At 30.3% G+C, this 12,289-nt stretch carries 13 protein-coding genes; 10 read left to right on the top strand and 3 right to left on the bottom strand.

Annotated elements, in window-relative coordinates:
* The first annotated feature begins 53 nt into the window (after positions 1-53).
* The 3 genes from BEE63_RS01600 (at position 54) to BEE63_RS01590 (ending at position 2,340) form a co-directional block, all read left to right on the top strand.
* The gene (locus BEE63_RS01600) at positions 54-554 is read left to right on the top strand and encodes a GNAT family N-acetyltransferase (protein ID WP_066019718.1); all 501 of its coding nucleotides are present in this window, start codon (positions 54-56) and stop codon (positions 552-554) included.
* Positions 555-848: 294 nt separating this feature from the next.
* Positions 849-1,406, top strand: a complete 558-nt coding sequence (locus BEE63_RS01595) for a sigma-70 family RNA polymerase sigma factor (RefSeq protein WP_066019717.1) — start codon at positions 849-851, stop codon at positions 1,404-1,406.
* Positions 1,399-2,340: a hypothetical protein gene (locus tag BEE63_RS01590; protein WP_066019716.1), complete on the top strand. Its 942-nt coding sequence runs from the start codon at positions 1,399-1,401 to the stop codon at positions 2,338-2,340. The genes BEE63_RS01595 and BEE63_RS01590 overlap by 8 nt, the downstream gene beginning before the upstream one ends.
* Before the next feature lie 146 nt (positions 2,341-2,486).
* Here the strand turns inward: BEE63_RS01590 and lacG are convergent, their stop codons facing one another.
* The 3 genes from lacG to BEE63_RS01575 are packed head-to-tail and all read right to left on the bottom strand — an operon-like array spanning position 2,487 to position 5,927.
* The gene (gene lacG / locus BEE63_RS01585; RefSeq protein WP_066019715.1) at positions 2,487-3,914 is read right to left on the bottom strand and encodes a 6-phospho-beta-galactosidase; all 1,428 of its coding nucleotides are present in this window, start codon (positions 3,912-3,914) and stop codon (positions 2,487-2,489) included.
* Between the two features lie 21 nt (positions 3,915-3,935).
* On the bottom strand, positions 3,936-5,585 hold the full coding sequence (locus BEE63_RS01580) for a PTS transporter subunit EIIC (protein WP_066019714.1): 1,650 nt from the start codon (positions 5,583-5,585) through the stop codon (positions 3,936-3,938).
* 30 nt (positions 5,586-5,615) lie between these two features.
* Positions 5,616-5,927 (bottom strand): PTS lactose/cellobiose transporter subunit IIA, encoded by a 312-nt coding sequence (locus tag BEE63_RS01575; RefSeq protein WP_066019713.1) that lies wholly within the window; start codon positions 5,925-5,927, stop codon positions 5,616-5,618.
* A gap of 530 nt (positions 5,928-6,457) precedes the next feature.
* On the opposite strand from BEE63_RS01575, the gene BEE63_RS01570 reads away from it, so the two are divergent.
* From BEE63_RS01570 to BEE63_RS01540, 7 genes are all read left to right on the top strand, one after another.
* Positions 6,458-7,219 (top strand): DeoR/GlpR family DNA-binding transcription regulator, encoded by a 762-nt coding sequence (locus BEE63_RS01570; protein WP_066019712.1) that lies wholly within the window; start codon positions 6,458-6,460, stop codon positions 7,217-7,219.
* A 128-nt stretch (positions 7,220-7,347) separates the two neighbouring features.
* The gene (gene lacA, locus BEE63_RS01565; protein ID WP_066019711.1) at positions 7,348-7,776 is read left to right on the top strand and encodes a galactose-6-phosphate isomerase subunit LacA; all 429 of its coding nucleotides are present in this window, start codon (positions 7,348-7,350) and stop codon (positions 7,774-7,776) included.
* Between the two features lie 20 nt (positions 7,777-7,796).
* Positions 7,797-8,318, top strand: a complete 522-nt coding sequence (gene lacB, locus BEE63_RS01560; RefSeq protein ID WP_066019710.1) for a galactose-6-phosphate isomerase subunit LacB — start codon at positions 7,797-7,799, stop codon at positions 8,316-8,318.
* An 84-nt stretch (positions 8,319-8,402) separates the two neighbouring features.
* Positions 8,403-9,257, top strand: coding sequence for a tagatose bisphosphate family class II aldolase (locus tag BEE63_RS01555; RefSeq protein ID WP_066019709.1), 855 nt, complete (start codon positions 8,403-8,405; stop codon positions 9,255-9,257).
* Positions 9,254-10,180, top strand: a complete 927-nt coding sequence (locus tag BEE63_RS01550) for a 1-phosphofructokinase (protein WP_066019708.1) — start codon at positions 9,254-9,256, stop codon at positions 10,178-10,180. The genes BEE63_RS01555 and BEE63_RS01550 overlap by 4 nt, the downstream gene beginning before the upstream one ends.
* A gap of 212 nt (positions 10,181-10,392) precedes the next feature.
* Complete coding sequence (locus BEE63_RS01545) at positions 10,393-11,082, top strand: response regulator transcription factor (protein ID WP_066019707.1); 690 nt, start codon at positions 10,393-10,395, stop codon at positions 11,080-11,082.
* Positions 11,083-11,185: 103 nt separating this feature from the next.
* Positions 11,186-12,238 (top strand): sensor histidine kinase, encoded by a 1,053-nt coding sequence (locus BEE63_RS01540; protein WP_066019706.1) that lies wholly within the window; start codon positions 11,186-11,188, stop codon positions 12,236-12,238.
* Positions 12,239-12,289 lie beyond the last annotated feature (51 nt).

The following is a 12,289-nucleotide window of genomic DNA, read 5'->3' as shown; positions in this document are numbered from 1 at the left end:
AATATTGCTTTAAATTTAAAAATATAATATTTATATAGAGAAGGGGCATGAAAATGGAAACCATAAAAACAAAAAATCCTAAGTTTACAATTAGATTTGCAAAGCCTAAAGATGCAGCTTTAGTTGTGGAATATATGAAAAGGCTTGGAAAGTATCAAAAAATGCTCGATAAAATAACTTCAACGGAAGAGGGGATACGTAAGCTTTTGTTAGAAAATAAAGGTGAGGCAATTTTTGGAGATTACGATGGAAAAACAGTGGCTTTTATTTATTTTTGTAATAACTCATCGGCATTTATAGGCGAGAGTGGTATTTACATAGATGGTTTTTATGTAGATGAAGATATGAGATTTAAAGGGCTTGGGAAAATTATGATGGCATTTATGTCGCATCTTGCGATTAAAAGAGGATGCAAAAGATTAGAATGGGGATGTCTTGATTGGAACGAACCTTCAATTAAGTTCTATAAAAATTTAGGTGCTGATAGTGTTGATACAATGACAATATACAGGCTATCAGCAGATAAAATAGAAGAGATAGCTAGAAAATTTTAATGCTGAATTACATGTAAGGTTTCTTTTGCAATTTTCAATTTAATCCCTCCTTTCTAAAAATAGAGTATAGTATTGCATATTTTTTATATTCAGTACTATACTCTATTTTTATATTTTAGTAGTGTACTTAAAACTTATTGTTTAAGATGTACATAGAGATATGATGAAATAGTTGAATTGTAAAGGTAAAAGATTGAAAATATTTTTGAAATATATGTAATGAAATTTAAAGTAAGTCGTATTAATATATGAAAATACTTAGCTAAGTAGAAAAGAAGGAAGGTTTAGAAGAGTATGGAACAATCCAATATGCTAAATCATTTAGATAAAAGTGAGGATAGGAAAAGGGTATTTGCTTATGTTTTTGAAACTTACTCTAAAAGAGTCTATAACTATATATATTATCGTGTTAATAGTAACTATAATGAAGAAGATTTGATGATTAAGGTTTTTGAAAAAGCAATGCTTAAAATAGAATTGTATTCAGAAGAAAAATCTTCCTTTGAAGTTTGGTTATTTGCTATAGCAAAAAATGTATTAAATGATTATTTTAGAAGCTTAAAACGACATACATTATTTTCCCTTGATACAATTAAGGAACTTATATCAAAACAGCCTAGCCCAGAAGATACTGCTATAATAAGAGAAACTAATGATAAACTTTTAAATTGCTTGAAAATTTTAAGTGAAAAGGAAAGAAATATTATAGCACTTAAGTTTGGGGCTAACTTAAAAAATATGGAAATAGCAGAAATTTTAGATACAAGTAGCAGTAACGTTGGTGTAATTTTGTTCCACAGCATGAAAAAATTAAGAAGAGAGATGGAGAGGGAGGGATATGTGCATGAATAGAGATCAGATAAAAGATGAATTTTTAGAGAATATTGATGCTTATATAAAAGGCGTAGAAAAAATTAATACACCACAGGATAAAGAATATAAAGAGATTTTCAAAGTTGGTAAGCTTTTGGCTAGTAAGGATTTTAGCAAAAATATGAATAAGGATTATATATATGATAGGTGTCTAAAGAATATTAATGAAGGAGATAAAATTATGAAAAAAATTGGTATAGTTTCTAAAGCTGCTGTTGTTTTAATTACATTTGCAGCAGTAGGTGTAGGCTTTATGCAAACATCATTTGCAAAGGATTTTTCATATAAAATAACAAAAGTAGTATCTGCAGGTTTACTAAGTGGAGTTGAGGTTAAAGAAAATGAAAAAGAAAAGCCTAAAAGTGTAATGCCTGCTAATTTAAAAGGAAAGATTTTTGACAAAAATGGTAAGGCTATAAATGAAATTACGAAAAAAAATATTAAAGAACTTTATACAAGTAGGGGAGAAAAAATTGCGTATATTTCATCTGGTAAGATAATTACTGAAAATCAGTTAGATAGTGGAGAGCAAGTAATTACAGATATGAAGGATATAAATAAATATACGTGCTTTAAGGTTGTATTTCCTTCTTATTTACCTAAGGGTTATAAATTTGATCATGCAATCGTGTATAAAGATAATAAGGGAAATATTAGCGACAAATATATTTCGTTATATTTTACAAAGCCTAACGCTCAACATAGTTTATTTGTTCAAGAACGTTTCGCTTGCAAAGAAACAAGTTATTCTGTTGGAGATGAGAATGTTCAAAAGATAAAGATTAATAATGTAGATGCCATATTTTCTGATGATACAAGTATTGATTGGGAATACAATAATTGCTTTTATGGTATAAGCTTAAAAGGGGTGTCTTTAAATGAACTGAAAAAAATAGCAGAATCCATTAAATAGAAAAGATATATTTTATTAAACTGATAAGAAATTAAAAATATAACTGGAATGCTAAATTTCCAGTTATATTAATATTCAAATATTTAATTTACACAAATCTTTTGATATTCTCATTTTATTTTATACTATATTAGTTTTTGTTACTACTAGTAAGTTATATCTTCTTCTGATACTAAAGTTTTTGTTTCAGAAACTTTTTTCATCCAGTATGCACTTTTCTTTGCAAATCTTTCTTGAGTTTTGAAGTTAACGTAGAATAATCCGTATCTTTTGTTGTATCCGTTTGTCCAAGATAGAACATCCATCAAAGACCATAGGAAGTATCCTTGTACATTAACGCCTTCACTTATTGCATCAAGTACAACTTGTAAATGCTGTTTTATATAATCTATACGTGGACCATCATCTATTTTTCCGTTTTCAAAGTCATCTTTATATCCCATACCGTTTTCTGTAATATAAATCTTCTTATAACTAGGGTAATCTTCTTTTATACGGAGAAGTATATCATGAAGCCCTTTAGGGTAAATTGGCCAATCCCAATCAGTTGTAGGTACTTCAGGATTCATAACACGTTCTCCTATACCTTTAAGACGGAATACGCTTGTGCCCTTAGCACCTGTTCCATTATGATGTATATCACTTTCACCTTCATAATGAGCTAAGAAATCACTTGCATAGTAGTTAACTCCTAAGAAATCATTTTTAGCTGAAGCAGATTTAATTATCTCCAAATCACCATCACATATAACTAAATTGCTATTGTATAAAGCTAAAATAGATTTGATTGTATCCATTGTATCTTTCTTGTATTCACCAGCAAGGCAAGCATCAAGCATAAATTTGTTAGCTACAATGTAATCTAAATAAGCAGCTTTTTTATCAGCTTCAGAATCAGTTATTGGATATTTTCCTTGTAAAATATGAATAATACCAATTTCTCCACCTAAGTTCATGGATTTATACAATTCTACTACTTTTGCATGAGATACCATCATGTTATGCATGGATTGTACTGCTTTTGGAACATCATATTTTATATTTGGAGGAAAGTGTCCAATAATGTATTGACCAGCGACTACTGACCAAGGTTCGTTAATTGTAACCCACTTTTTAACTCTATCACCAAAGTTTTCGAAACAAACCTTAGCAAATTTAACAAAGTTATCTATGTTTTTTCTGTCTAACCAATCACCGTTTTTGAAAATAGGAAGTGGTGTATCAAAGTGGTGAAGTGTTACAAATGGCTCTACGCCATTAGCTAAACATTCATCAATGAGTTTGTTATAAAAATCTATACCTTTTTGATTGATTTCACCTGAACCATCAGGGATTATACGTGTCCAAGCAATTGAAATTCTGATGCCATTCAATCCAAATTCTCTTGAGAGTCTTAAATCTTCTTTGTATTTGTGATAGAAATCACTAGCCATATCTCCATCAAAAGTACTTTCAGGGCGGTGCAAGAATTCATCCCAGTAGCATGGGCCTCTGCCATCTTCCTTTGCAGCACCTTCTGCTTGGAAGGCAGCCGTAGCTGCCCCAAATATAAAATCCTTATCAAAAGTTTTCATTAGTTAAATTACTCCCTTCAGTTATTTATTTTCAATTTCAGAGAAAGCAAATTTTAACGCTTTTTCTGGGTTACGAGTAAGATCAACATATTGTTTTCCATTAGTAGAAATTGCTTTTACACCTTTATTTCCACAATCTTTTTGAAGTTGACCAAGCATTGAAGCCATTTGAGGAGCTAATATTATTAAATCAAATTGATCTATAACATCTTTATGTTGTCCATAAGCTAATGCAGTTGATTCTAATTCTACCCCTTGTGCATCTGCACCTTTTTTAATAGCTTTTGCAAGCATTGAACTTGTAGCACCATTTGCACATATTACAAGTATTGCTAATTTTCTGTCTAATTTTTTAACTTCTACGCTGTCAAGTTTAGAATCTTCAGCTGATTTATTATGATGTCTAAGTGCTTCGTCTTCTACTAATTGTTTATCATAAACTTTGAAGAACGGGTAGTATATTACAAAGTCTACAACTAAGATTAAAGGAATGAATAAGAAAACAAGTGGAGCAAATCCTGTTCCTAATATAAGACCTAAAGGTCCAGGTGTAGGCCAAGGAAGATTGTAAATAAATCCGTTCATTCCTAAGTTCCCTACAAAGAATTTAAATATCCAAACATTAGCTATTGGTGCACATATAAATGGCACGAAGAATACTGGATTTAAAACTAAAGGACCACCAAATAAGATTGGTTCATTAACACCAAATAGAACCGGAATTATAGATGCTTTACCAACTACTTTTAACTGCTTTGATTTTGCCATAAGTAGGAACATGAAAGTTATCATCATTGTAGCACCGGTACCACCAATAGTTGCTACGAAATACTGTGAACCTTGTGAAAGAACATGTGTTGCATGGTGTCCTGACTGAAATAATTTAAGGTTAGCATCAACGTTTGTAATATATATTGCTGAAACTGCTGGTTCAACTATAGAAGGTCCATGTATACCTACAAACCAGAAGAATGCCATAGCACCGTAAATTACAGCTAAGCCTGGATAAGTATCTGCTGCAGAGAATAAAGGTTTAAATACATCTAAGATCCAAGCAGCGAATCCAGTGTGGAACATATTTCTGAAGCCCATATCAAATAACCAGAAGAATAATATAGAAATACATAATGGTATTAAATCTGCAAAAGTTTGAGATATATTTCCTGGAACTTCATCAGGCATTTTTATAGTTATATTACGTCCAACACAGAATTTATAAATGTTAGGAACTATAAAGGCAACAACGAAAGCAGCAAGTAAGCCTTTTGTACCTAAGAAAGCAGAAGCAAAGCCATCTTTTGTTGGATCAGCGGCTACTAGCAAGAAACATATAGTAGAAACTGCCATAGTAGAAACCATATTAATTTGTCTTGTTTTTGGAAGTCTACTATTGAAAGTATCAGTTAAACTTTTTGCAATAGTTGCAGACATCAGTAGTGCTAATACACCCATAGAATAATTGTAAACTTTAATTAATAAGTTTGTTACATCATTAGGCCAGTAAAAATTGAATATGTTAGGTACATATGCTACTAATAAGAACACACTTGAAAATACTATAACTGGTATTAAACTTATAAATCCATCACGCACAGCCATTAAGTAAGAAATATTAGATATTTTCTGGAATAATGGTTTCATTTTTTCAATTTTTGCAATTAAGGCTTTCATTATATTTACACCCCTCGTTAAAATTTTTGTTTATTTAGATGTTCTTTTATATAGGTTTACAAAACTTTTGATAACATCTCTAAGAAGAATAGTAGTCATAAGATGATCTTGAGCATGTACCATTAAGAAACATATATCTACCTTATCACCACTAGCTTCTGCTTGAAGCATTTTTGTTTGAACATTGTGAGCTTCTTGAATAAGTTCATTAGCCTCAGCCATAAGAGTTTCAGCTTTTTTAAAATTGTTATTATTACATTCATCTAAAGCTAATACTAATTTTGAACGTGCATCCCCTGCAGAACCTATAATTTCTAGTGCAATCATTTCTGAATCTTCCATAATAAACTCCTCCTAATCGATAAACGTTTACATTTAAAGAAAAAACTGGGAATAATCAGACTTTAATGATCCAATTAGTTAATGTCATGTAATTATTAATGTTATAAATATGATATTAAAGTTCCAATATGTTCTATATTGATAACATTATGTTTGAAAAATTAAAGCCATGATAAAATGAATTTTCTAAAATGTTTCGCTTTGTTTTATTTTGTTCTATGGTGAAATTTTATCATCATATCTAAAACATGTCAATATATTTTATAAAATTAATTATTTAAAAATATTTATGTAACAATATGGAATGCGAAACGTATACATATACACAGTTATGTCGAAAATATAATATAAGTAGACATAAAGATACAGATGCTAAAAGGAAAAAATTACATGCAACCACACACGAAAAACATTCAAAATAAAAAATATAAAAACAAAAATAGTATTGAAACGAACAAAAAAACATGATAATATATACATATACAAAATATGCGATTGATTACTTTAATCTTGGCGTGGAGGAATACAATATGCTTAAGGAAGAAAGATTTCGAAAAATATTAAAGATTATTGACAAGAATGACATTATAAAAATAACTGATATAAATGAAAAACTTGGAGTTACAGAAATAACTGTCAGAAGAGATTTAAAAGTTCTTGAAGAAAGGGGCTTAATTGAAAGAATTTATGGTGGAGCTAAAAAGTTAAATGTTGAAAATAAAAGTGTAATTAAAGAACTTTCCAACAATGAAAAAAGAAAAATCAATATGCAAGAAAAAATGAACATTGCAAAACTTGCTAGCAGTATGATTAAGGAAAACGATATCATATATATAGGACCAGGGACTACAAGCGAATTAATATATAACTATTTGAAGGTTTCCTATGTGAAAGTGATAACGAATTCAATGTCAGTTTTTTTGAAATTTAAAGATGACAGCCGTTATGAGGTTATATTGGTTGGAGGTAGATATCGTTCCCGTACAGATGTTTTTGTGGGAAATTTCACAAATGAAAATTTAAGAAGTATGAGAGTTAAAACAGCTTTTGTTGGTACCAATGGAATATGTGATGATAATATAACTACTTCAAATGAAGAAGAGGGTGTATGTCAAAAAATAATTATGAATAATGCAGTAAGAAAATTTGTATTATGTGACAGCAGTAAAATAGGCAAGCAAGACTTCTTTAGCTTCTATAATTTAGACAATATAACAGCAGTTATTACAGATAAGAATATAAATGAAGATTTGAAAAATGAATATGGGAAAAAAGTACAAATAATAAATTAATAATGGTAGATGTCACAATAAAAAATGTAAGCTTATTTTCCTTTTCTGTAAATTATATTGAGCATAATATGCAGCATATATTGCGGAAGAGAATAATATAAAAAAGAAATTTATAAGGAGGTAATTTTATGAAAATAGCAATAGGATCTGATACAGATGGTTTTGAATTAAAAGAGCATTTGAAAAAGTATCTGGAAGGTAAGGGGATTGAAGTAATAGATAAAACTCCAGAAAAAGGACTTAATCTTGTACAATCAACAAGTTTAGTTGCAGAAGCAATCATGAACAAGGAAGTAGAAAGAGGTATAGCAATAGATGAATATGGTGCAGGTTCTTTTATGGTTGGAGCAAAGCATAAGGGAGTAATATGTGCGGAAGTTTCAGATGAACATTCATCTAAAATGACAAGCCAGCATAATAATGCTAACATGCTTGCAATTGGTGCAGGAATTGTTGGAAAAAGACTTGCAGAGGGAATGCTTGATGCTTATATAGCTGAAAAGTACGCTGGTGGAAGACATCAAATAAGAGTAGATATGCTAAATAAAATGCTATAAATTTATGAGGAGGTAGTAAAATGGTAATTTCAATTGGTTCAGATCATATAGTTCCCGATATAAAAATGAAGATTTCAGAGTATTTAAAATCAAAAGGTCATGAGGTTATTGATAATGGTACTTATGATTTTGTAAGAACACATTATCCTATATATGGTAAAAGGGCAGCTGAAAAAGTTGCATCAGGTGAGGCAGATTTAGGAGTTATTTTGTGTGGAACTGGAGTTGGAATATCAAATTCAGCAAACAAAGTAAAAGGAGTAAGAGCAGCATTAGTTAGAGATGTAGGAACAGCAAGATATGCAAAAGAATATTTAAATGCAAATATTATAGCTGTTGGTGGAAGAATAACAGGAATAGGTTTAATTGAGAATATAATAGATGCTTTTCTTGAAGCACAGTACAAGCCTACTAAGGAAAATAAAGAAATAATAGAGGGAATTGATTCACTAATAAAGGACGATGAGGGTCAATTCGGAAATGAGCATTTCTTTGATGAATTCATAGAAAAATGGGACAACGGTGGATATCCAAAGGAATAAAAAGATAAGACTTTTTAAATAAAATAAATAGGGTTTCTTAAATGATGGAAACCCTAAAAATATTTAAGTGGAAGGTGTTAAGTTATGTTAGTAACAACAAAGGGATTATTAGTTAAAGCACAAAAAGAACATTATGCAGTACCAGCATTTAATATACACAATCTTGAAACATTTAGAGTAGTAGTTGAAACAGCCAGTGAATTAAATTCACCAGTAATAATTGCAGGAACTCCTGGAACTATAGATTACAGCGGTGAGGATTATTTAGTAGCTATAGCTAAAGCAGCTGCAGCAAAGCATACAAATATACCGATAGCAATGCATTTAGACCATTTTCAGGATGTAGAAAGACTTAAGCACTGCGTAGATGTAGGATTTACATCCGCAATGATAGATGCATCAAAAATGTCTTTTGAGGACAATATTAAAACAACAAGAGAAGTAGTAGAATATGCACATTTAAATGGTACAGTTGTAGAAGCAGAGCTTGGAATGCTTGGTGGTAGAGAAGAAGATGTGGTTGTAAGTGATAAAGATGCAATGTATACGAACCCTGATTCAGCAAAAGAATTTGTAGAGAAAACAGGAATAGATTCACTTGCAGTTGCAATAGGTACTGCTCATGGGTTATATAAAGGAGAGCCAAAGCTAGATTTTGAAAGGCTTAAGGAAATAAGAGAAAAGGTATCAATTCCTTTAGTACTTCATGGAGCTTCAGATGTACCTGAGGATTTAGTTAAAAAGGCAATTGAACTTGGAATATGCAAAGTAAATATTGCAACAGATTTAAAAATACCTTTTGCCAATGCAGTTAAAAAATATTTCAAAGAAAATCCAGATGCAAATGATCCAAGACATTATATGACTCCAGGAAAAGAAGCTATGAAACAAATAGTTATTAATAAGATTAAAATGTGCGGGAGCGAGGGAAAAGCTTGATTACCATTGTAAACTTAAATGCATCTGTTGATAAAAGATATGAGATAGAAGATATAGTTAAAGGAAAGGTAATGAGAGCAAGAGCTGTTGAAAATACAGCAGGCGGCAAAGGCCTTCATGTTGCCAATGTAGCTCATATTCTGGGTGAAGATATTGTCGCAACAGGTTATGTTGGCGGCAAAACAGGTGAATTTATAGAAGATAAGTTAAATGAAATCGGAATAAAAAGTAATTTTGTTAAAATAAAAGCTGATACCAGAGAATGTCTGGCATTTATAACAGATGATCTGGTTCAGACAGAGGTTTTAGAGCCAGGCCCTGCAGTTACCTTAGAAGAGCAGAATAAATTTGCAAAGCTTTATGATGAGCTTTTGGACAACTCCAATGTAATAGCTGCCTCAGGAAGTGCGCCTAAGAATGTGCCTAAAAATATATATGCAGAGCTTATAGAAAAAGCAAATAAAAAGAATAAAAAATTTCTTTTAGATACCAGCGGAGAATTATTAAAAGAGGGTATAAAAGCAAAACCATTTTTAATAAAACCTAATAAGGATGAACTTGAAATGCTTACAGGAAAAGCAGTAATAGATGAAAAAGATATTATAAGTCATGTAAAAACTTTAAATAACAGTGGAATAAAATGCGTTATAGTATCATTGGGAGCAGGTGGCTCTTTGGTATGTTTTGATGGAAAACTATTTAGAGTAACAATACCAAAAGTACACGCAGTAAATCCAGTAGGTTCAGGAGATTCGTTAGTTGGTGGTTTTGCAGTTGGAATAGAAAGAGGTTATAATATTGAGAAAATCATAGCACTTGGTACAGCCTGTGGTACAGCAAATGCTATGATAAAAGAAACAGGTTGGGTTGAAGTCAATACTGTTAAAGATATAATGGAAAAAGTTAAAATACAGAGAATGTAGAATATTTTAAAAGAGGTACTGTAAAGCATATAAAATTTACAGTATCTCTTTTTGCTTAAGTAATTTTATAGTAGGATTATTTTAAAAATCAAGGTATACTAAGAATGAAACGGGGTTAGGGCTTTTTTTTGCCAAAGAGGAAGAAAGTGTAACCCTAGAAAAAGTGAGTAATATAAAATAGTATTTAAATTAAGAACTTGAGGTGGAGGATTATGTATAGCATAATGATAATTGAAGACGATAAAAAACTGAATAATCTTATAAAAAATCATCTCGAAAAGTATGGTTATAAAGTTTATTCTGTAAAGGATTTTTCAAATGTAAAAGGAGAATTTATAAGTAGCAACCCGGAACTAATTTTAATGGATATAAATTTACCACTATATGATGGATTTTATTGGTGTAGAGATATAAGAACTATTTCAAATGTTCCTATAATATTTATATCTGCTAGAGATTCTGATATGGATCAAGTTATGGCTATTGAAAATGGTGGTGATGATTACATAACTAAGCCTTTTTCCTATGATGTTCTTCTTGCAAAAATAAAAGGTGTTATAAGAAGGGTTTATGGAAGCTATGCAGAAAATACTGACAGTGAGGTTTTTGAGATAAAAGGATTATTTTTATATATAAATCAGAGTACAATAGAGTACCAGGGGAAAAAAGTTGAACTCAGCAAAAAGGAGTTCCAACTTCTACATGTGCTTTTAAAAAATGAGGGCAAAATTGTTTCTAGAGAAACGCTGCTTGAAGTTTTGTGGAATGATGTTGACTTTGTTGATGACAATACATTATCTGTGAATATGACTAGGGTGAGAAAGAGATTAGAGGATATAGGTATTAAAGATGTTATTGAGACTAAACGTGGACAAGGATATAAACTGATAAGCAATTGGTAACTGCAAGAAAAACTTATATTTGCTAATTGAGGAGAACAATATGTACAGATAAAAGCAAGGGTTACAATACAAGAAAATGTGTATTAGAAATGGGGAAAATTATATGAAATTAAGTGATTTCATTAAGGATAGAATAGGATATATAGTTGTTTATATTATTAGTACCGCACTGGCTATTCTTGTGATGAATTTAACCTTAGTAATAAATAAGATTTATATTTCAGGTGCTAATATATTTTATGCGTTTATTATTTCTGGAGTTTTGCTAATAGTGTTTTTTATTTATGATTATTACAGGAATAGTGAGTTTTATAGTCAGTTAAATTTAATATTAAAATCAACAGGAGATTTTGATTGTATATTGAATATAGGCAGTGGGCATACCAGGGAACAGAGAATGATTAAAATAATTTTATCAAAACTGTATAGATCTTTTGAAAATAAAAAAGTGAAATATGAAGAAGTGCACAAAGAGTACATATATTTTGTTAATCAGTGGGTACATCAGATGAAAACTCCAGTATCTGTTATTAATCTTATACTTCAAGATGAAATTGATGAGGAGCATCGAGAGTTATTCCAAAGTATATCAGAAGAAAATGAAAAGCTTCAGCAGGGTCTTGATACAATGCTTTATAATGCTAGGCTTAATGAATTTGATCTCGATTTTACCGTAGAAGCTCTTGATATAATTAAAGTTTTAAGGAAGGCTATTAATGCCAATAAAAAGTCGCTTATACGTTATCATATATTTCCTAAGTTAATGGAAGATAAAAATGTAATAGTAGAAACTGATAAAAAGTGGATTTACTTTGTAATAAATCAAATAGTTATAAATGCTATAAAATATTCAAGGGTTAAGGAAGGAAATAATAAACATATTATTTTTTATATAAAAAAAGAGGTCTCTAAAACCATATTATCTATAAAAGATGAAGGGATAGGAATACCTAAGGAAGATTTAACGAGAGTATTTAATGCTTTTTTTACAGGTAAAAATGGAAGAAAAACAGATGAATCTACAGGTATGGGTATGTATCTTGCGAAAAAAATATGCGATAAATTAGGGCATGATATTTTGGTTAAATCAGAGGAAGGGAAAGGTGCTGAATTTTCTATTATATTTTACGGTAATAAAAGCATATTTAAATTATAGTCTTTCTTTCAATATTGTAAGATTAGATTTATATTTTGAAAGGGAAATCGA

This window comes from Clostridium pasteurianum (assembly GCF_001705235.1).
Taxonomy (GTDB): Bacteria; Bacillota; Clostridia; order Clostridiales; family Clostridiaceae; genus Clostridium_S; species Clostridium_S pasteurianum_A.
This window is presented reverse-complemented; position numbering and strand designations above follow the sequence as displayed.